This window comes from Loktanella atrilutea, assembly GCF_900128995.1.
Lineage (GTDB): Bacteria > Pseudomonadota > Alphaproteobacteria > Rhodobacterales > Rhodobacteraceae > Loktanella > Loktanella atrilutea.
Genome location: NZ_FQUE01000001.1, coordinates 679,643 through 700,441, shown reverse-complemented (window position 1 = coordinate 700,441; position 20,799 = coordinate 679,643). Strand labels below are relative to the sequence as shown.

The 20,799-nt window shown below is 65.7% G+C and carries 20 protein-coding genes; 14 read left to right on the top strand and 6 right to left on the bottom strand.

The features are described 5' to 3' along the window. Positions 1–97: 97 nt before the first annotated feature. The 3 genes from BUA54_RS03360 to BUA54_RS03350 all read left to right on the top strand — a co-directional run bounded on the left by BUA54_RS03360 (position 98) and on the right by BUA54_RS03350 (position 3,139). Entirely contained in the window at positions 98–883 is a 786-nt protein-coding gene (locus BUA54_RS03360; RefSeq protein ID WP_072855759.1) for a LuxR family transcriptional regulator, read from the top strand. Positions 884–1,122: 239 nt separating this feature from the next. Next, entirely contained in the window at positions 1,123–1,785 is a 663-nt protein-coding gene (locus tag BUA54_RS03355) for a potassium channel family protein (protein WP_072855758.1), read from the top strand. A 4-nt stretch (positions 1,786–1,789) separates the two neighbouring features. Then, entirely contained in the window at positions 1,790–3,139 is a 1,350-nt protein-coding gene (locus tag BUA54_RS03350; protein ID WP_178352701.1) for a TrkH family potassium uptake protein, read from the top strand. Positions 3,140–3,330: 191 nt separating this feature from the next. Here BUA54_RS03350 and tsf read toward each other — a convergent pair whose 3' ends face one another. From tsf to BUA54_RS03335, 3 genes are all read right to left on the bottom strand, one after another. Beyond that, complete coding sequence (gene tsf, locus BUA54_RS03345) at positions 3,331–4,203, bottom strand: translation elongation factor Ts (protein ID WP_072855757.1); 873 nt, start codon at positions 4,201–4,203, stop codon at positions 3,331–3,333. 87 nt (positions 4,204–4,290) lie between these two features. Beyond that, on the bottom strand, positions 4,291–5,064 hold the full coding sequence (gene rpsB / locus BUA54_RS03340; RefSeq protein WP_072855756.1) for a 30S ribosomal protein S2: 774 nt from the start codon (positions 5,062–5,064) through the stop codon (positions 4,291–4,293). Between the two features lie 153 nt (positions 5,065–5,217). Then, positions 5,218–6,552, bottom strand: a complete 1,335-nt coding sequence (locus tag BUA54_RS03335; RefSeq protein WP_072855755.1) for a HupE/UreJ family protein — start codon at positions 6,550–6,552, stop codon at positions 5,218–5,220. Between BUA54_RS03335 and BUA54_RS03330 the strand changes: the two genes are divergently transcribed. The 5 genes from BUA54_RS03330 (at position 6,551) to BUA54_RS03310 (ending at position 10,609) form a co-directional block, all read left to right on the top strand. Beyond that, positions 6,551–7,351: a DUF4198 domain-containing protein gene (locus BUA54_RS03330; RefSeq protein ID WP_072855754.1), complete on the top strand. Its 801-nt coding sequence runs from the start codon at positions 6,551–6,553 to the stop codon at positions 7,349–7,351. The genes BUA54_RS03335 and BUA54_RS03330 overlap by 2 nt on opposite strands. Before the next feature lie 47 nt (positions 7,352–7,398). Beyond that, on the top strand, positions 7,399–8,292 hold the full coding sequence (locus BUA54_RS03325; RefSeq protein ID WP_072855753.1) for a PfkB family carbohydrate kinase: 894 nt from the start codon (positions 7,399–7,401) through the stop codon (positions 8,290–8,292). After that, positions 8,289–9,203, top strand: coding sequence for a pseudouridine-5'-phosphate glycosidase (locus tag BUA54_RS03320; protein ID WP_072855752.1), 915 nt, complete (start codon positions 8,289–8,291; stop codon positions 9,201–9,203). Before BUA54_RS03325 ends, BUA54_RS03320 begins: the two co-directional genes overlap by 4 nt. Before the next feature lie 78 nt (positions 9,204–9,281). Next, the gene (locus BUA54_RS03315; protein WP_072855751.1) at positions 9,282–10,010 is read left to right on the top strand and encodes a DUF502 domain-containing protein; all 729 of its coding nucleotides are present in this window, start codon (positions 9,282–9,284) and stop codon (positions 10,008–10,010) included. Next, positions 10,007–10,609, top strand: coding sequence for a LysE/ArgO family amino acid transporter (locus tag BUA54_RS03310; protein WP_072855750.1), 603 nt, complete (start codon positions 10,007–10,009; stop codon positions 10,607–10,609). The genes BUA54_RS03315 and BUA54_RS03310 overlap by 4 nt, the downstream gene beginning before the upstream one ends. Here the strand turns inward: BUA54_RS03310 and BUA54_RS03305 are convergent. Next, positions 10,602–11,633 (bottom strand): patatin-like phospholipase family protein, encoded by a 1,032-nt coding sequence (locus BUA54_RS03305; protein WP_072855749.1) that lies wholly within the window; start codon positions 11,631–11,633, stop codon positions 10,602–10,604. The genes BUA54_RS03310 and BUA54_RS03305 overlap by 8 nt on opposite strands. A 440-nt stretch (positions 11,634–12,073) precedes the next feature. On the opposite strand from BUA54_RS03305, the gene BUA54_RS03300 reads away from it, so the two are divergent. From BUA54_RS03300 to BUA54_RS03280, 6 genes are all read left to right on the top strand, one after another. Then, positions 12,074–13,888, top strand: coding sequence for an extracellular solute-binding protein (locus BUA54_RS03300; protein WP_072856131.1), 1,815 nt, complete (start codon positions 12,074–12,076; stop codon positions 13,886–13,888). Beyond that, positions 13,885–14,010: a hypothetical protein gene (locus BUA54_RS21725; protein WP_281250630.1), complete on the top strand. Its 126-nt coding sequence runs from the start codon at positions 13,885–13,887 to the stop codon at positions 14,008–14,010. The genes BUA54_RS03300 and BUA54_RS21725 overlap by 4 nt, the downstream gene beginning before the upstream one ends. Before the next feature lie 115 nt (positions 14,011–14,125). Further along, positions 14,126–14,803 (top strand): aquaporin, encoded by a 678-nt coding sequence (locus BUA54_RS03295; RefSeq protein WP_072855748.1) that lies wholly within the window; start codon positions 14,126–14,128, stop codon positions 14,801–14,803. A 46-nt stretch (positions 14,804–14,849) separates the two neighbouring features. Next, positions 14,850–15,197 carry a hypothetical protein gene (locus BUA54_RS03290; protein WP_072855747.1) on the top strand — a complete coding sequence of 116 codons (348 nt, stop codon included), beginning with the start codon at positions 14,850–14,852 and terminating at the stop codon, positions 15,195–15,197. A gap of 269 nt (positions 15,198–15,466) precedes the next feature. Beyond that, complete coding sequence (locus BUA54_RS03285; protein WP_072856130.1) at positions 15,467–16,111, top strand: DsbA family oxidoreductase; 645 nt, start codon at positions 15,467–15,469, stop codon at positions 16,109–16,111. Between the two features lie 109 nt (positions 16,112–16,220). After that, positions 16,221–16,637 (top strand): cupredoxin domain-containing protein, encoded by a 417-nt coding sequence (locus BUA54_RS03280; protein ID WP_072855746.1) that lies wholly within the window; start codon positions 16,221–16,223, stop codon positions 16,635–16,637. 51 nt (positions 16,638–16,688) lie between these two features. On the opposite strand, the gene mfd is transcribed toward BUA54_RS03280, so the two are convergent. Both mfd and BUA54_RS03270 read right to left on the bottom strand, forming a co-directional pair. After that, positions 16,689–20,141, bottom strand: coding sequence for a transcription-repair coupling factor (mfd, locus tag BUA54_RS03275; protein ID WP_072855745.1), 3,453 nt, complete (start codon positions 20,139–20,141; stop codon positions 16,689–16,691). A gap of 47 nt (positions 20,142–20,188) precedes the next feature. Next, positions 20,189–20,713, bottom strand: a complete 525-nt coding sequence (locus BUA54_RS03270; RefSeq protein WP_072855744.1) for a component of SufBCD complex — start codon at positions 20,711–20,713, stop codon at positions 20,189–20,191. Between the last annotated feature and the right edge of the window lie 86 nt (positions 20,714–20,799).

The following is a 20,799-nucleotide window of genomic DNA, read 5'->3' as shown; positions in this document are numbered from 1 at the left end:
CGCCGTTGCCTCGCAGCTTCACCACGGTCTAGGATCAACTCGTGCATTGCCTCGATCGCCATACCATCGCCCCCCGGCGCATCAAGGTGCATACCGCATGACCGATCTCGTCGCGCATCTTGCCGCTCTGACCGGCGCCGAGACGGACCAGCTGCTGTGGCAAGGCCATTGCGCCGCCATGCGGTCCTACGGGTTCGATCATCTGCTGTATGGCTGCACCCGATACCGCAACCGCGCGTCCCTCGGCGATCCGCTGGACTGGACCGTGCTGACGACATACCCGGACGGCTTCATGCGCGACTACGTCGGCCTGGGCCATATCCACCACGCGCCCATGATCCACTGGGCGCTGAACCATCCGGGCGAACACATCAGCTGGCAGACCATCCGCGACCGCGTCGCGCGCGATGCAATGTCTCCGCGGGAAATGGAGGTATTGGCCTTCAACCAGCGCTTCGGCATCACCGCTGGCGTCACGATCAGCTTTCACACCACCTCTGACCGGACGGCCGCCGCCATCGCGCTGGTCGGCGGACCGGACCGGACGCAGGCCGAGGTCGATGCGATCTGGAACGTTCACCAGACGGAATTGCTGATCCTGAACAACGTCATGCACCTCAAGCTGATGACACTGCCGCAATCGGGCTGCCGCCCTTTGACCCAGCGGCAGCTGGAGGTGTTGCAATGGGCCGGTGACGGCAAGACGACGCAGGACATCGCGACCCTTCTGGGACTGACTGTCGCCACGGTGGAAAAGCACCTGCGTCTGGCCCGCAGCGCCCTTGGCGTGGAAACCACCGCGCAGGCGGTGCTGAAGGCCGCATTCACCAACCAGATGTTCGTTGGCACAGCGGAAGCTGACGTTAAGGTCAGGAAAACCTGACTTTCCTTACCTTGGGTCAATCGTCAGGGTGACGAGGTTCGATCATCGATTGGCCTTGGGCCTCGTCGGACACCCGGGCCGTGCAAACCTGACAATTATCAGGCTCTCCGGTCCGGGCCCGGCCATTTTTCGTCCACCCCGACACGGCCCGCGCGAATTGCCGCGATCTGCCGCTTCGCCCTTTCCACCACTCGCCAATGCTGTAGCTTGCGCGCCAGAACAGGCATCGGAAAGCGCGTATGGCACAGGGCAAGAGAACCTTCGGGATCGTCGGTCTCGGGATTTTCGGCAGCACGGTCGGCACGGAATTGGCCCGGTTCGGCAATCACGTGATCGGCGTGGATTCGGACGAACAGGCCGTGGCGAACATGATCGAGAAGATCTCTCAGGCAATGATCGTCGACGCCCGCGACGATGTCGCCCTGCGCGAGGCCGGAATCGGCGATTGCGACGTGGGCCTCGTCGCCATGGGCGACGATCTGGAGGCATCGATCGTCGCGGTCATGAACCTCAAGCTGATCGGCGTGCCCGTGGTCTGGGCCAAGGCCCGCACCAAGACCCACCACCGGATCCTGCTGAAACTCGGCGTCGACCGCGTCATCCAGCCAGAGGTCGAGGTCGGTCAGCACATTGCGCAGGTGATGCACAATCCGCTGGTGCGCGACTACGTGAGCCTCGGCAACGGCTACCACGTGGTGAACTTCCGCATCCCCGAAAGCCTCGAAGGCCGCAAGCTGGCGGAACTGCCGCATACGCAGGACTACGACCTGCGTTGCGTCGGCGTGATGCGGGGGACGGAATTCGTGGGACAGGACGGATCGGGCTGCACCCTGCAGCGCGATGACCTGCTGCTGCTTTTGGGCCAGCGCAAGGATCTGCGCGACTTCGCGGCAAGCCTCTGATCCCATGGACCTGAAACGCGCCCGTGGCCGACTGCACCTGCAAAGCCTTCGCATTCCGCCGCCGGCGGTGCTGGCGCTGCTCTATCTGGGATCGGTGATTGTGGGCGGCCTGCTGCTCTGGCTGCCGGTCTCGACGCAAGAGCAGATCAGCCTGTTCACCGCCCTCTTCATCTCGACCTCTGCCGTCACCGTGACGGGCCTGTCGACGGTGGACATCGGCACGACCTTCAGCCTCTTCGGCGAGGCGGTCATCATGGTCCTGATCCAGCTGGGCGGGCTTGGCCTGATGACCTTCGCCGTGCTGGTGCTGTCGGCGATGGGCATTCCCATCGGCATGCCGCAGCGCCTGATCCTGCGCGAGGACCTGAACCAGACCACGCTGAACAACCTCACGGTGCTGGTCAGGATCATCTTCTCCGTCGCCCTGCTGTGCGAGGCGGTCGGCGTACTGGCGCTGGCCTGGGTCTGGGTGCCGCAGTTCGGCTGGGCGCAAGGCCTCTGGTATTCCGCCTTCCACGCGGTCTCTGCCTTCAACAACGCGGGTTTCGCGCTGTTTCCCGGCAGCCTCAGCCTCTACGTCGGCGATCCGGTGGTGAACATCGTGATCCCCGCCCTCTTCATCCTCGGCGGTCTCGGGTTCATCGTCGTCGGCGACATCTACCAGAAGCGCAAGTGGTCGCGGCTGACCCTGCATTCCAAGCTGATGCTGGTCGGCACGGCGGCCCTGATCGTCTGGGGCTTCGTGACCTTCGCGGCGCTGGAATGGAACAACCCCGGCACGCTGGGCGACCTGCCGGACACCGCGACGAAGCTCTGGGCCAGCTGGTTTCAGGCTGTGACGCCACGCACCGCCGGGTTCAACACGATCAACACCGCCGAAATGCACGACAGCACGACGCTGATGACGATGTTGCTGATGCTGGTCGGCGGCGGTAGCACCTCCACCGCCGGCGGCATCAAGGTCACGACGCTGATCGTGCTGATCCTTGCCACTGCGGCCTTCTTCCGCCGCTCGACGACGCTGCACGTCTTCGGCCGCAGCTTGAAGATGGAAGAGATCATGAAGGTCATGGCCTTGACCACGGTCAGCATGCTGCTGGTGGCGCTGGGGCTCTTCGCGGTCTCGATCAGCCACGACGGCAACTTTCTCGACCTGATGTTCGAAGTGACCTCGGCCTTCGGCACCGTCGGCCTGTCGCGGGGGGCCACCGCGCAACTCGACACCTTCGGGCTGACGCTGATCATGATCATCATGTTCATCGGCCGGGTCGGCCCGCTGACCATCGGCTTCTTCCTCGCCACCCGCAGCGTCCCGCGCGTGCGCTATCCCGCGGGCCAGATTTACCTCGGCTGACCGCGCGCGAACCGTTGCCGCGGCGCCGGGTCCCCTTCTTCTCGTCGAAAATACCTTGGGGGGTGCGGGGGGCTAGCCCCCCGCCCGGTCGGTTCGCGTCAGGCGAACCGAAACCCCCTGCCCCATGCACAGCCCACGAAAAAGCGCGCCGGAGAGACCTCCGGCGCGCCCTTTCGATCGGATCTGAGTAATCAGCCGTTCAGCTTGGCGACCTCGGCGGCGAAGTCTTCCTTTTCCACCGCGATGCCTTCGCCCACTTCCAGACGCACGAAACCGGTAATTTTCACGCCGGCTTCCTCGGCGGCCTTCTCGACGGTCAGGTCGGGGTTCACGACGAAGGCCTGACCCATCAGGGTCGATTCGGCCATGAACTTCGCCATGCGGCCGACGATCATCTTCTCGATCACCGCTTCCGGCTTGCCGGACTCGCGGGCGATGTCCATCTGCACGGACTTTTCCTTCTCGACCACGGCCGGGTCCAGATCGGCCTCGCCCAGGGCGGCGGGGTTGGCGGCGGCGATGTGCATCGCGACCTGACGGGCGAAGCCTTCGTCAGAGCCGTCGAAGCCAACCAGCACGCCGATGCTGCCCATGCCGGGTGCGACGGAGTTGTGGACGTAGGACACGACATTGGTGCCGTGCACGGTCGCCATGCGGCGCACGGACATGTTCTCGCCGATCACGGCGATGGCATCGGTCACGGTCTGCTCGATGGTCTTGCCGTCGACGGAGGAGGCTTTCAGCTCTTCGACCGTCTCGACCGCGATCGCGGCGGTGGCGATCTTGCCGACCATGCGCTGGAAGTCGGCGTTCTTACCGACGAAGTCGGTTTCGGAGTTCACCTCGACGGCGACGCCCTTGCCGCCTTCGGTCGCCACGGCGACGAGGCCCTCGGCAGCGGTGCGACCGGATTTCTTGGCGGCCTTGGCCAGACCCTTGGTGCGCAGCCAGTCGACCGCGGCTTCCATGTCGCCGTCGGTCTCGGTCAGCGCCTTCTTGGCGTCCATCATGCCTGCGCCGGTGGATTCGCGCAGTTCCTTGACCATTGAAGCGGTGATTGCCATGCTCACTCTCCTGAAGTGGGGAAATTCATTTGAAACGGGCAGAGGCGCACGGCCCCTGCCCTATCTTGTCGCAGCCGTCCGTGACGCTCAGGCGTCGGCGGTCTGCTGGCCGGCGGCCTCTTCCTCGGCCATCAGCTCTTCCATGGCGCCCATGTCGACGCCGGCGGCGCCCAGCTGCGCGCTCATGCCGTCAAGGGCGGCGCGGGCGGCGAGGTCACAGTAGAGCTGGATCGCGCGGGCGGCGTCGTCGTTGCCGGGGATGACGTAGTCGACGCCCTTGGGCGAGCAGTTGGTGTCGACCACGGCCACGACCGGGATGCCCAGCTTCTGCGCTTCGAGGATCGCAAGGTCTTCCTTGTTCACGTCGATGACGAAGATCAGGTCGGGCACGCCGCCCATTTCGCGGATGCCGCCGAGCGAGGCGGTCAGCTTGCCCTGCTCGCGCTCCATGCCCAGACGCTCTTTCTTGGTCAGGCCGGCAAAGCCGTTCTCGGAGGCTTCGTCGATCTGCTTCAGACGGTTGATCGACTGGGACACGGTCTGCCAGTTGGTCAGCGTGCCGCCCAGCCAGCGGTGGTTCATGTAGAACTGCGCGGATTTCTCTGCGGCGTCCTTGATCGGGGCCTGCGCCTGACGCTTGGTGCCGACGAACAGGATGCGGCCGCCCTTGGCGACGGTGTCACGGATGACCTGCAGGGCCTGATCCAGCATCGGAACGGTCTGCGTCAGGTCCATGATGTGGATGCCGTTGCGCGCGCCGTAGATGTATTCACCCATCTTGGGGTTCCAGCGTGCGGTCTGGTGGCCGAAGTGAACGCCAGCTTCCAGCAGCTGACGCATGGAGAACTCGGGAAGAGCCATGGTCTTATCCTTTTCCGGTTTAGCCTCGGCGGGGGTATCAGGCCGAAATGGCCCAACCGGTGGATCAGACGGGATGTCTCCCCGCCTCACCCGCCCCCGCCTGCGGGATACGTGCGCGCCCTATAGCCGCGGGCGCGCCCCGTTGCAAGCCTGTCAGAGGAACACGCGCTCGATCACCCAGAAGACCGCGACCAGCGCGATCAGCACCGACGCGGGCATGGCGATCATCGTGGTATAGGTGTCGTACTGCCCCACGTTCACCGCCACCGCCGACAGGCCCAGCAGGACGGCGATGATCGCCAGCAGCGGGAACAGGTCGCCCAGCAGGTCCGGCGCCCAGATCGACAGCGGGATCGCGATGGCCAGCACCACCGCCGCCGTCACCATGTAAAGCGCCGCCGCCATGCCGCTGCGCTCGCCCCTCTCGCTGTATTCGCGCGCCATGTAGACGCAGAGGTAAGCCACCGCGATCACGCAAAGTTGCCCGATCTCGACCCCGATGTTGAAGCCGATCAGGGCGGGCACGAAATTCGCCTCCGGCAGGCCGAACTGCGCGAGGACGGAGGCGAAGCCGAGCCCGTGCAGCAGCCCGAAGCCGAAGATCACGAAGGGCCGCCAGGGCGACAGGGTCCGCAGAAAGATGTTCTCGACCGCGACATAGGCGATCGACAGGGCGATCAGCGGCTCCACGATGCTGGCCGGAACGGTGACGTAGCCCAATGCCGCCAGCGCCAGCGTGATCGTATGCGCCAGCGTGAAGGCGCTGACCTGCCACAGCAGCGGCCGCATGCGGGTGGACAGAAAGAACAGGCCCAGCACGAAGAGGATGTGATCGACGCCCAGCGGCACGATATGGTCGAACCCCGTCGGCACGTAGGAAAAGAAGGTCGCCGCAGCCCCCATGGCATTGCCGCCCGTCAGCACGATCGGGTCGGACATCTGCCCGGCCTCGAGGAAGCCGTCGTAAGGGTCCTCCACCCCCATCTGACGCACGACCAGCGTGCCGTAGGGGCGGATCCAGCCAATCCGCACGCTGTCGGCCCCTTCGGGCAGGGCGGCGGTGAACTGGATGGCGGACTGGCGGGCGATGCTTTCGTCGCCAACCTCTGCCGCCTGCACGTCGGTTAGGGTCAGCGCAAGATCGGTATCGCCCGCCTGCACGGTGATGTTGTCCGCCATGTCGGGCCAGAAGTCGCGGAACCGGGTGTCCAGTTCTTCCGCAGGCAGGGCGCGCAGTTCGTCATAGGTGGCCGCCTGCGCCGATTCGGCGGTGTCGGCGACGGCGTCCTGATCGATTCCGGCCAGAAAGCTTTCGATATTCAGCCGCATGTCGAAGACAAGCGTCGCGCCGTCCTGCGTCATGTCGGTGATCGACGGCAGCACCTCGTGCGCCCGAGCCGGTGACGCGAGCGTGAGCGTCAGCAGGGCAAAGCTTGACAACAGCCGCAGGAGGAACACCCTGCCATCAACCCGAAAGGAACTCTTCATGCGTCGTCTTACCCTTATGCTTGCTCTGCTCGCGTCGCCCGTCAGCGCCCATGAATACTGGCTGCAGCCGCTCGACTACACGGTGAACCCGGACGCTACGTTGATGGCCCAGATTGTCAACGGCTCGGACTACGTCGGGCAGAAGCTGCCCTATCTGCCACAGCGGTTCGTGCGGTTTGACGATGTCGTGAACGGCACGGCCAGCCCCGTCGCGGGCCGGACGGGCGACATTCCCGCCGTCCAGATCCCGAATCCGCCGGAGGGGCTGAACGTCCTCGTCTATCAGGCGCAGAACGCGACCGTGGATTACAAGGACTGGGACACCTTCGTGCGCTTCACCGAACACAAGGATTTCCCCGGCATCCTCGACCGCCACCGCGAACGTGGCTTTGCCGAGGAGGCTTTTCGCGAGGTCTATTCCCGCTATTCCAAGTCGCTCGTTGCCGTGGGCGACGGCCAGGGCGCCGACCAGCGCGACGGGTTGGAAACCGAGATCGTGGCCCTGACCAATCCCTATGCGGACGATCTGGCGGACGGCATGAAATTCCAGCTGTGGTACGGCGACGCGCCCCGCGCCAACGTTCGGTTCGAGGTCTACGACCGCAGCCCCGACGGCACGGTCACGCAAACCTTCCTCAAGACCGACGATCAGGGCATGGTCACGGTGCCGGTGCAGCCCGGCTATACCTACATGGCGGACGCCGTGCTGATCCGCGAACCCGCCGCGGATCTGGCCGCCGAAACCGGCGCCCTGTGGGAAACGCTCTGGGCCAACATGACCTGGGCCGTTCCCGACTGACGCCGCTCCACCTTGCGCGCGGCGACCCGCCGCGCCAAAAGGGCCGCATGAGCGCCGCCCCTGACATCATCTGCATCGGCTCCGTCCTGTGGGACGTGATCGGCCGCACCGCCAGCCACATGCGGGCGGGGGCGGACGTGCCCGGGCGCATCACCCGCCTGCCCGGCGGCGTCGCCATGAACATCGCGATGACGCTGAAGCGTTTTGGCCTGAGCCCTGCCCTGCTGACCGTCATCGGCCGCGACGTGGACGGTGACGCGCTGGTGGCGGAGGCGCAGGGCATGGGGCTGATCTGTGACCACATCTACCGCTCCGACGATCTGCCGACGGACGTGTACATGGCGATCGAAGCCGCGAACGGCCTGATCGCCGCCATCGCCGACGCCCATTCGCTGGAAGCGGCGGGCGACAAGATCCTGCGGCCACTGTCCGACGGACGGCTTGGCACCGCGGATGCGCCCTACGCCGGGTCCGTCGCCCTCGACGGCAACCTGACCGAAGATCTGCTGCGCAGCATCGCCACCTCGCCGCTGTTTGCGCGCGCCGATCTGCGGGTCGCGCCGGCCAGCCCGGGCAAGGCCGAGCGTCTGCTGGCGCTGCTCGGCCATCCCTCGGCCACGCTTTACGTGAACCTCGAAGAGGCGGGTCTTCTGTGCCAGACGCATTTCGATGACAGCGCAAAGGCTTGCGCGGCGTTGCTGACGCGTGGCGCACACCGGGTGCTGGTCACCGACGGCGGGCGCGCCGCGTCCGAAGGCACCGCCGGCGACGTCATCACCGCCCATCCGCCCAGCGTCCTCGTCACCCGCGTGACCGGCGCCGGCGACACCTTCATGGCCGCGCATATCGCGTCCGAACGGCAGGGCCTCGACCGCCGCGCCGCCCTTGCCCGCGCGCTCGACGCCGCGGCCGCCTACGTATCCGGAGAGACCCCCCTATGATCCCCATGACCTTCAGCGCCGAAGTGCAGACCGCACGGGATGCAGGCACCGCCATCGTGGCGTTGGAAAGCACCATCATCACCCACGGCATGCCCTATCCGCAGAACGTCGAGACGGCGCGTCTGGTGGAACAGGACGTGCGCGACGCCGGTGCCGTGCCCGCCACGATCGCGGTGATCGACGGCACCCTGCACATCGGGCTGGAGGATGACGCGCTGACGGCACTGGGTCAGGCAAAGGATGTCGCCAAGCTGTCCCGCGCCGATTTTGCCGCCTGCATCGCCATCGGCGGCACCGGCGCCACGACCGTGGCCGCCACGATGATCGCGGCGCATCTGGCGGGCATCGCTGTCTTTGCCACGGGGGGCATCGGCGGCGTGCATCGCGGGGCCGAGACGACCTTCGACATCAGCGCCGACCTGCACGAGCTGGCGCAGACGCCCGTGACCGTGGTGGCGGCGGGGGCGAAGGCGATCCTCGACCTCAACAAGACCTACGAAGTGCTTGAAACCCTTGGCGTTCCCGTGATCGCCTATGGTCAGGACACCCTGCCCGCCTTCTGGTCGCGCGACAGCGGCATGGCGGCGCCCCTGCGCATGGACACCGCCCGCGACATCGCGACCGCGATGGTCGTGCGCAACGTCATGGGTCTGCCCGGCGGGCAACTGGTCTGCAACCCGATCGCGCAGGCGGACGAAATTCCCGCCGCCGACCTGTCGCCGATCATCGCGGAGGCACTGGCGGATGCAGAGGCGCAGGGCATCAGCGCGAAGGCCGTCACGCCCTTCCTGCTGGACCGGATCTTTACCCTGACCGACGGGCGGTCGCTGACCGCCAATATCGCGCTGGTGCGCAACAACGCGCGTCTGGCCGCGGCAATCGCCATCGAAATGGGCAGCGCCGCATCATGATGGGACCGGCGGTGCGCGCGCGCTTGTGAAGCGCCGCGCCGCCGCATATCTGTGCGACACCTTCGCACGGACCCGTTCATGAGCCACGACCCCCATCCCGAAGAAATCAGGCGTCCGCGCCGTGCCGGCCTGATCGGGCGGTTGCGCGGAAACTTTCTGGCCGGCCTCATCATCGTCGCCCCGATCGGGATGACCTTCTGGCTGATCTACACGGTCGTGGGCTGGATCGACGGCTGGGTCTGGCCCTTCGTGCCCGGACGCTACCGCCCGGACGCACTGATCAACCGCTGGTTCGGCACCGATGGCGCGCCGCCCATCGCCGTCAACGTCCGCGGCATCGGCGTCGTGATCTTCCTCGTCTTCACCGTGATCGTCGGCTGGATCGGCAAGGGCTACATCGGGCGCGCCGTCATCCGGGCAGGAGAGCGCCTCGTCGACCGCACGCCCATCGTGCGCAGCATCTACAACGGCGTGAAGCAGATCGCAGAGACAGTCTTCAGCCAGCGCGACACCTCCTTCGATCACGCCTGCCTCGTCGAATATCCCCGAGATGGACTTTGGGCCATCGCCTTCATTTCGACCGCCGCGAAGGGAGAGATCGCCGCACGCCTGCCCGGGGACGAGGAGATCGCGACCGTCTTCCTGCCGACGACGCCGAACCCGACCTCTGGCTTTCTGCTGTTCCTGCCCCGGTCCAAGGTCATCGTGCTTGACATGACGGTGGAGGACGCGGCCAAGCTCGTGATTTCCGCCGGCCTCGTCTATCCCAACCCGAAGGATCCGAAGCTGCCGCCCGTGACCGCATGATCGCGGCGGCGCTGACGGGATTCGCGACGGGATTTTCCCTGATCCTTGCCATCGGCGCGCAGAATGCCTTTGTCCTGCGGCAGGGGCTGGCGCGGGCGCATGTGTTCTGGCTGTGCCTGTTCTGCGCCGCCTCCGACGCGGTGCTGATCACGGCGGGCGTGCTGGGGTTCGGCGCGATCGTCGCCCTCTGGCCCGGTCTGCCGCGCGTCATGGCGCTGGCGGGGGCCGCGTTCCTTGTCGTCTACGGGTTGCAGCGCCTGATCGCGGCATGGCGCGGGGATTACGCGCTGCAGCTGGCGGGCCAGACGCGCGGGCTCTGGCCGACGCTGGCCACTGCCGCCGCCTTCACCTGGCTGAATCCACATGTCTATCTTGATACGCTGGGCCTGATCGGCGCCATCTCGACCGATTTTCACGGGACCGCGCCAAAGACAGCCTTCGGCGCAGGCGCCGTCGCGGCATCCTTCGTCTTCTTCTTCAGCCTCGGCTATGGCGCGCGTCTGATGGGACCGGTGATGCAGTCCGCCCACGCGTGGCGGGTGCTGGACACCGGTATCGGACTGGTGATGTGGGCGCTGGCGGCCAAGCTGCTCAGCTGAACATCGCGCGCAGATCGACCGAGTCGCGCTGGCCAAGATCGCCCTTGTGATCCTTCAGGAAGCCGTCCATCGCCGCCCGCCCCGCCGCCTTCAGCCGGGCGAGGATGACGGGCACCGGGATGGTCTTGGTCGCCACGTTCAGCTCGTTCATCAGGTGGTCGTCGTCGACCATGTGGATCAGCACGCGCTTCATCGTGCCGGGCGTGATCTTGTGATCGTCCAGCAGCCGCCGCACGAAATCGACCGACCGCAACTCCCGCAAGAGAGAGGTGTTGAACCCAATCTCGTTGATGCGGTTGGCGATGGCTTCGGGTGTCTTCGGCAGTTCCTCTCTCACGATCGGATTGATGCCGACGATCAGGATGTCGTCGGGCAGGTCCTTTTCATACAGGGGAAAGAGCGCGGGATTGCCGGTGTATCCGCCATCCCAGAACGCTTCCGTCCTGCCGGTCGCGGGGTCGGCGATCTCTACCGCCTGGAACAGCGTGGGCAGGCAGGCAGAGGCGAGCAGCGCGTCAACGGTAATCTCCTCCCCCGCGAAGACGCGAATCTTGCCGGTCCGCACGTTGGTCGCACCCACGAACAGGCGGGGCCCCGCGGCGCTGCAAACATGCTCGAACCGCAGATCCCCCAGGATCCGCGCCAGCGGGTTGCGCAGCATGGGCCCGTAGACATAGGGCGACGTCATGCGCGTCACGCTGTCGAAGGCGCGGTAGGCGGGCGAGAGCTCCAGCGCCGCGGCCCATCCCTTGACCGAAGGCGCCATTGCCGCCAGCCAGTCCTGCAGGAACGGTGCGTTGACTGCGCCGACCTGTTCCCAGAACCAGTCGAGATTGTCGCGGGCGCCCTGCCGCCCGCCGCCGACGAGCCCCGCCTTGAAGGCTGCCGCGTTCATCGCCCCCGCCGAGGTGCCCGAAATCGCAGCCACCTCGATGTCCTCTTCGTCCAGCAGACGGTCGAGCACGCCCCAGGTGAATGCACCGTGGGCACCGCCGCCCTGCAGGCCGAGATTGATGCGGATCATGGCGGTTGTCCCTTCGTGCTGCGACTGCAGTGTCATCGCATGGACGGCCCGCGGATGCCAAGGTCGCTCGGCACCGCCGACACCTTACCCGAAAATTATCCGGCCCTCCCCTGATTCGCAAAAAAGCGACTCAGGACAGCGGGTTGCGAAACGAAGTGGATTTGACTGAGTCGCCCTCGCACAGTGGGCGGGGCGATTGGCCCTTGCCCCCCGATTCGACCCGCGTTAACCCCTTCAAAACATGGCGTCGGACGAAAAAAAACCCCGGCGCGAAGCCGGGGTGTAGTTATTGAGGCAGGTTTCATACAGGCAAGAAACCTATCGAGCAGTGAGTTCTGTATAATCCCTTCCGCGCAGGTATCCAAGGCAAAAGTTTGAAAAACCTTGAAACCTTCTTTAGCTTCACCGGAAACAACCAGACCGACAGGGACACCACCGCCATGACATTCCCACCGCGCCCCCGGCTGCGTCCGCTGCTGCTTGCGGCGGGCCTTTGCCTGCCTGCCGGCATGGCCCCGGCCGAACCCCAGCATGGCATCGCGATGTACGGCGAACCCGCCCTGTCCGCCGATTTTACCGCCCTGCCCTATGCCAATCCGGACGCAACGACCGGCGGGCGCATCGTCACGGCAGAGGTCGGCAGCTTCGACAGCCTCAACCCCTACGTCCTCAAGGGCAGCGTGCCGTGGCAGCTGCGGTTCCTGATCGGCGAAAGCCTGATGGTCCGCTCGCTCGACGAGCCCTTCACCGAATACGCGCAACTGGCCCAGTCGGTCGAAACCGGGCCCAACCGGGAGTGGGTGGAATACGTTCTGAACCCCGAGGCCCGGTTTTCCGACGGGACGCCGGTGACGGCGGAGGACGTGATCTGGTCCTTCGAAACACTCGGCACGCAGGGCAACGGCCGCTACCGCGGCTTCTGGGAAAAGGTCGAGAAGATCGAGGAGACCGCCCCCGGCACCGTGCGCCTGACCTTCAACACAGCCGACCGCGAACTGGTGATGCTGGCCGGCCTGCGCCCGATCCTGAAGAAGGCCCAGTGGGACGGCGTCGATTTCGCGCAAAGCGGCCTTGACATGGTGCCGATCACCACCGGCCCCTACGTCATCGATGATTTCGAGGCGGGCCGCTTCGTCAGCCTGAAGCGCAATCCGGACTACTGGGGCGCCGACCTGCCCACCGAGAACGGCCTGCACAACCTCGACGAGGTGCGCATCGAGTTCTTTGCCGACGAGACCGCCGCCTTCGAGGCCTTCAAGACAGGCGAGGTCAATTCCAACCGCGAATTCAACGTGGCGCGCTGGGACAGCCAGTACGACTTTCCCGCCGTGCAGTCCGGCGCGGTGGTGAAATCCGTGCTGCCGCAGCAACTGCCGTCAGGCATGACCGGTTTCGTGATGAACACGCGCCACGACCAGTTCAGCGACTGGCGGGTGCGCGACGCGATGCTGCACGTCTTCAACTTCGAATTCATCAACGAGGCGATGACCGGCAGCGCGCAGCCGCGCATCACCTCCTACTGGTCGAACTCGCCCCTCGCCATGGACCCCGGCCCCGCCACGGGCCGCGTGGCAGAGATGCTGGCCCCCTTCGCCGCCGACCTGATCCCCGGCACGCTGGACGGCTACAGCCTGCCCGTCGGCGACGGGACAGAGCGCAACCGCACCGGCACCCGCGCCGCCCTGAAACAGATGGAGGCCGCGGGCTGGACCGTGCAGGACGGCGTGATGAAGAACGCGGCGGGCCAGCCTTTCACCTTCAACATCCTGCTGCAAAGCGGCGGGTCAGAGAATCAATCCATCGTCGACATGTTCGTCGAAAGCCTTGCCCGGATCGGCGTGCGCGCCACGGTCGAGGTCACGGACCCCGCCCAGTACAAGGCCCGCACTGACCAGCTCGATTTCGACATGACCTACAGCCGCCTTGCCCTGTCGCTCTCGCCGGGAAACGAGCAATACCTCTACTTCGGTTCGGCCATGGCCGACACGCCGGGCACCCGCAATCTGATGGGTGTGAAGTCGCCCGCCGTCGACGCCCTGATCGGACAACTGCTCACCGTCACGGCGCAAGAGGATTTCGTGGCCTCGGTCAAGGCGCTGGACCGGGTGCTGACGGCGGGGCGCTACTATATCCCGATCTACCAGTGGAACGTCAGCCGCCTCGCCCATGCGAAACAGTTGAAATACCCGGACGTCATCCCGGTCTTCGGCGATTCCCCCGGCTGGCAACCCGACGTCTGGTGGTGGGAGGAGTGATCCGCCTGCTCATGCTGACCGCCCTTCTCGCCGCCACCGCCTGCACGCCCGCCCGCATCGCCGGCAAGACCGCGATCGGCGCGGGCCACATGGCCCTCGGGGCCGCAGACGTCGCGATCTGAACCGCGGTCCCCCTTCTTCTCGTCGAAAATACCTCGGGGTCCGGGGCTGGCCCCGGTCCCGCCCCGCCCCGCGCGCTGTCATCAAACCGTTACGCAACCGTCATAATCGAAGGTCATGACACAGCCCCCGCTTCGCGCCCGCCTGATCGCCGAAACCCTTGGCACGACCTTCCTGCTGATCGGTGTCGTGGGGTCGGGCATCATGGCCGACCGGCTGGCGCAGGGCAACGACGCGGTGGCGCTGCTGGCCAATGCCATCGCCACGGGCTGCATCCTGCACGTGCTGATCACGACGCTCGGCCCCGTCTCCGGCGCGCATTTCAACCCGGCGGTGACCCTGGCATTCCGCATCAAGAGAGAGATCGGGACCCGTGATGCCTGTGCCTACACCACGGTCCAGATCATCGGCGCCGTCCTCGGTGTCTGGCTGGCGCACCTGATGTTCGACCTGCCGCTTCTCCAGTTCAGCGTGACCGCCCGGTCCGGTCCCGCGCAGTGGCTGTCGGAAGCCATCGCGACCTTCGGTCTCGTCTTCGTGATCTTCGCGGGCGTGCGGCACAGGCCCGATACGGTGCCGACACTGGTTGCACTTTACATCACCGGGGCCTATTGGTTCACCTCATCGACCAGCTTTGCCAATCCGGCAGTCACGCTGGCCCGCGCCATGACCGATACCTTCGCGGGCATCAATCCGGCCAATGTGCCGATGTTCATACTTGCGCAACTGTGCGGCACAGGGCTTGCCCTGCTGCTGCTGCCGCATTTGTGGAAATCGGCTGCGGAACAGAAGTGACGACCGGGCCGTTGGTCCCGCAACGAACAACAAAAGGAGATTTCCCATGCAATGGAGAGACGTTTCTCAGAACTGGGCCGCCTACACACCGCGCATCCTGACGCAATGGCCGAACCTGAACGAATCCGAGGTGCTGAGCATCGACGGTGATCAGGACGCCTTCCTTGCCTACCTGTCGAAGTCCAAGGGCGAAGACCGTGTCGCCGCCCAGATGGAACTGGCCGACTGGCTGATGGGCGGAGAGCCGATCGACGTCAAGATGGCAGAGCAGAACGACAACGCCAACATCAACGGCAGCGCCGCCAACGTGCCCGCCGGTGAAGACGTGACCGACGACGACGCCAAGTTCGGCGACGACAACAAGGCCGCAGCGCCGATCGGCCGCGCGTCCTGACAACGCACCCACCGCGCGGGATCGTCCGACCCCGTGCGGTGTGACCGCAGTCCGGCGTGCCGGCACCGCAAAGAGCGCCCCACCCCGGCTTCCGGAGCGGGGCTTTTCTTTTGCCACGGCACGGCTGTCATGAACGTGCCGCTGTGTTAGAAGATGCGAAACCCGGACGCGGCGACCGGGACCTGCGGGTCGCGGCCACGGGTCCGGCCATGCGAAACGACGGCGCGGTCGGCGATGCCGGGCAAGCGCGCGAAGAACCGGAGGCCACCATGGTCAAACTCGATATCCTTTCCGATCCGATCTGCCCCTGGTGCTACATCGGAAAGACGAACCTCTTCAAAGCGTTGGAGGACGTTTCCGATCATCCCTTCGTTCTGGAATGGCATCCTTTCCAGCTGAACCCGGACATGCCGGCGGACGGCATGGACCGACGCACTTACCTCGAGCGGAAATTCGGCGGCAAGGAGGCGGCGGTGAAGGCCTATGCTCCCGTTGTCGAGCGGGCAGAGGCGGCGGGCCTGACGCTGAACCTCGACCGGATTGCGCGCACGCCCAACACGCTCGACGCGCATCGCCTGATCCACTGGGCGGGGATCGAGAAGCAGCAGACTTCGATGGTCGACCAGCTTTTCAACGCCTATTTCGTCGAAGGCCGCGACATTTCGGACCACGAGGTGCTGGCGGATCTGGCCGACGTGGTCGGTCTGGATGCGGCCATCGTGACGCGCCTGCTGGCCAGCGATGCCGATGTGCAGGACATCCGTGACCGCGACGCCCATAGCCGCAAGATGGGCATCGACGCCGTGCCGACCTTCATCGTGGCGAACCGCCACGCCGTGCCCGGCGCCCAACCGGTCGAGACGTGGTCGCAGATCATCGCCGACATCATGGCAGAGCTTGAGGGTGCCGACTGACGCGTCGGCACATCCCCGCCGGCAGTGCGGCAGGATGTCCAAGTCACATGGAACATCATCGTCCGGCGCCGCGTTTGCCAGCGAAGCCAATCAACAGCCGGAGTATGCCATGCGCAGCCTTATTGCCCTCGCCCCCCTTGCCCTTGTCGCTGCCTGCGCCGGGGCCGGCATGACCACGACCGGTGGCACGGCCCCCGTCGGTGGTGCCGGATCGACGATCCCGGCCGCGACCGTCCAGATGTCCGACAACCTGCAGTTCGCCCCGGCCGCCGTGTCGATTCAGGCGGGCCAGTCGGTGCGTTTCCAGAACGTGTCGTCCTTTGCCCAGTCCGTCAGCACCATGGCCGACACTCCGGCAGAGACGAAGGTCGTCCTGATGCCCGCCGGTGCCGCGCCCTTCGACTCGGGCGAAATCGCGCCGAACAGCAGCTACGACCAGTCGTTCAACATTCCCGGCACCTATCGCTACTTCTCTGACGGTCACGCAGAGCAGGGCATGATCGGCACCATCAACGTCACGCCGTAAGCAGTTGCAGACGTTACGAAACGGGGGCGGCACCGCAGGGTGCCGCCCTTTTTATTTCGCTGCGGCCAGCTTTCCCGCCAGATCGCGGGCGATGTTGAAGGCGCCCTGAATCTTGTCGCGTTCGCGCGTCCAGTCCTGCATGACGACGATCTTGTTGTCCTTGACCTTCGCCTGCCCCCTGTAGTCGCCGATGAATTCCACCAGCCCCGCCGGATTGGCGAACTTGTCGTTGTGGAACCGGATCGTGCCGCCCTTGGGGCCGGCGTCCAGCTGTCCGATGCCAGCCTTCTTGCACATCGCCTTGATCCGCACGACCAGCAGCAGCGTGTTCACCTCGCGCGGCAGCTTGCCGAAGCGGTCGATCAGCTCGGCGGCGAAGCCTTCCAGTTCCACCTTCGTCGTCAGGTCCGACAGGCGGCGGTATAGGCCGAGGCGCACGTCGAGGTCGGGCACATAGTCCTCGGGGATCAGCACCGGCACGCCGAGGTTGATCTGCGGCGACCATTCACCGTCGTCCTGCAGGCCTTTGGCCGCGCCGGACCGGATCGCGTTGATCTGGTCCTCCAGCATTTGTTGATAGAGTTCGTAGCCGACTTCGCGCATCTGGCCCGATTGTTCCTCGCCCAACAGATTGCCCGCACCGCGAATGTCAAGGTCCTGGCTTGCCAACGTGAAGCCTGCCCCAAGGCTGTCGAGGCTCGCCAGCACGCGAAGACGCTTCTGCGCGGTGTCGGTCAGCTTTTGCCGCGGCATCGTCGTCAGATAGGCATAGGCCCGTGTCTTGGACCGACCAACGCGGCCCCTGATCTGGTAGAGCTGCGCGAGACCGAACATGTCGGCACGCCAGACGATCATCGTGTTGGCGGTGGGGATATCGAGGCCCGATTCCACGATCGTCGTCGCCATTAGAACGTCGTATTTGCCGTCATAGAAGGCGTTCATCCGGTCATCGAGCTCGCCCGCCGCCATCTGGCCCGTGGCGGTGATATAGCTCACCTCCGGCACCTCGCGCTTCAGCCAATCGACCATCTCGTCCATATCCGAAATGCGCGGCACGACGAAGAAGCTTTGCCCGCCGCGATAGTGTTCGCGCAGCAGCGCCTCGCGGATGGTGATGGTGTCGAACTCCGACACATAGGTGCGGATGGCGAGGCGGTCGATGGGCGGCGTGCCGATGATCGACAGGTCGCGGACGCCGGACAGGGACAGTTGCAGGGTGCGCGGGATCGGTGTGGCGGTCAGGGTCAGAACGTGGACGTCCGTGCGCAGCGCCTTCAGCCGTTCCTTGTGCTGGACGCCGAATTTCTGTTCCTCGTCAATGACAAGCAAGCCAAGGTTGCGGAACTTGACCGACTTCGCCAGCAGCGCGTGGGTGCCGACGACGATATCCACCGTGCCGTCGGTCAGGCCGGCGCGAGTCGCCGCCGCGTCCTTGGCCGAGACGAAGCGCGACAGCGGGCGCACGGTGACGGGAAATCCGCGGAAACGCTCTGCAAAGCTTTGATAATGCTGGCGGGCGAGCAATGTCGTGGGTGCGATGATCGCTACCTGCACGCCCGACAGGGCGGCGACGAAGGCGGCGCGGATCGCGACCTCGGTCTTGCCGAAGCCGACGTCGCCGCAGATCAGCCGGTCCATCGGTTGCCCGCTTTCGAGGTCCGTGAGCACGTCATCGATAGCAGCCAACTGGTCGTCGGTTTCCGAATAGGGGAAACGGGCGAGGAACTGGTCCCAGATGCCTTCCATCGGCTCCAGCACCGGTGCCTTGCGCAACGCGCGTTCGGCGGCGACGCGGATCAGGCGTTCGGCGATCTGGCGGATGCGTTCCTTTAGCCGCGCCTTCTTGGCCTGCCAGGCCCCGCCGCCCAGCTTGTCGAGCAGGCCTTCCTCGTGGCCATACTTGCTCAGCAGCTCGATGTTCTCGACCGGCAGGTAAAGCTTGCTGCTTTCGGCGTATTCCAGCGCCAGGCATTCGTGCGCCGCCCCTAGCGCCGTCACGACCTCCAGCCCGATGAAGCGGCCGACGCCGTGATCGACGTGGACGACCAGATCGCCGGGGGACAGGGCGTTGGCCTCTGTCAGGAAGTTGTCGGCACGGCGCTTGCGCTTGGTCTGGCGGATCAGCCGGTCGCCGAGTACGTCCTGTTCCGAGATGACGGTCAGCGTGCCGTCCTCGACCGGCCCCTCGAAGCCTGCGTCCAGCGCCCAGACCGCAAGATGCACGCCGCGCTTGCCGACGCGGGACCAGTCGCTGACGGGAATGACCTCTCCGATCCCCTCGTCCTCGATCAGGCCGGTTAGACGTTCGCGCGCACCTTCGGAATAGGACGCGATGACGACCGGCCCGTCCTGCACCCTTGCCTTTACATGGGACGCCAGGGCCCCGAAAAGGCTGAGGTTTTCCTGCTGGCGTTCCGGGGCGAAATTCCGCCCCGGCCGGCCGCCCGCGTTCGTCACGCCAAGGCCGGTGGCCTGCGGCAGCGGGTGGAACTGGATGACCCGGTGGTCTGCCACGGCAGCGTCCCACGCCGCATCGTCGAGGTAGAGTTGCTGCGGTGGCGCGGGCTTGTAGACGGAGTCCATCCGCCCCTTCTGTGTCAGGGCGTGCATCCGGGTGCTGTACTGATCGGCGATCGATTCCCACCGCGCCAGCCGTTGCGGGCTGGTCTGGTCGTCCAGCGTGACGGTGCAGCGCGGCAGGTAGTCGAACAGCGTCTCCAGATCGTCCTGAAAGAAGCCCAGCCAGTGTTCGATGCCCGCGTGCTTGCGGCCTGCACTGACCGCTTCGTAGAGCGGATCGTCGGTGCCGGCGGCGCCGAACTCGATGCGGTAGCTTTGCCGGAACCGGGTGATCGCCGCCTCGTCGAGGATGACCTCGCTGACCGGCGCCAGCTCGATCTCCTTCAGCTTCTCGGTCGTGCGCTGCGTTCCCGGATCGAAGCGGCGGGCGCCGTCCAGCGTGTCGCCGAAGAGGTCAAGGCGGATCGGCCCCGACTGGCCCGGCGGATAGATGTCGATGATGCCGCCGCGCACGGCGTAGTCGCCCGCTTCCATCACGTTGGCGGTCTGGCTGAAGCCCATGCGCGTCAAGAAGCCCCGCAGGGCGGATTCGTCGATCCTGTCGCCGACGCGGGCGCTGAAGGCGGCCTCTTTCAACGTGGCGCGGGCGGGGACGCGCTGGGTCGCGGCATTGACCGAGGTCAGCAGGACGAAGCGGTCCGGCATCCCGTGCACCAGCGCCGCCAGTGTCGCCATCCGCGCGGCAGAGACGTCGGCATTGGGCGACACCCGGTCGTAGGGCAGGCAGTCCCACGCCGGGAAGGTGAAGACCGGCAGGCCGGGCGCGAAGAAGGCCAGCGCCGCCTGCATCGCCGCCAGTCGCTTGTCGTCGCGGGCCACGTGCAGGACGGGCCGGGCGGAGCTTTCGAGTTCCTTCAGGATCAGACGGGCGTCGAAACCTTCGGGGGCGCCGCTGACGGCGATATGATCGGGAGATTTGGCCATGGCCGCTGACCTATCCGCATCGGGGGCCGTGTCAAGCGGGCCTTGCGTCACAGCCCGCGCAAGGTGCCCAGCAACTGAAACATGCCGTACATGGCCGTCACGAAGATCGCGACCATGCCGATGATCTGCGTCCAGAGCCGGTGCCGCAGAAGCATGGCATAAAGCTGCTCCGGCTCGGGATCGGCGGCGCGGATGCGACGTGCGCTGGCGACACTGACCGCCCCGAGGACGCTGAGCGGCAGCGCCACGAGGAACAGGGCCTGTGCCAGTTCGACGCCATAGACGAAGCCGAGCAGCAACAGCGTGGTCAGGATGAAGCTGACGATGCCGATCAGGATCGGGCCGGTGGTCTGCGAAATGGTCAAAAGGCGGTTCACGTTGATGCGAACGAGGTCGACCATGTCGTCCTGATCCTGCCCGCCACGCTGGCGTGCCTTGGTGATCAGGTCGAAGGGGACGCCAAGGACATAGTAGCTCATCGAGGACCAGAGGACCGCCAGCATGATCCAGTACCAGACCGACGAAAACGACCGCAGGTCGATCACCTGAAAGAGGATGTTATGCCAGTCCAAGACGCGTGTCTTTCTGTCGTTCCGTGCTGCGGCGGACCCTAGTCGGGCAGGCCCGCAATGCCCAGACTTGTCCAGCCCGATTTTCC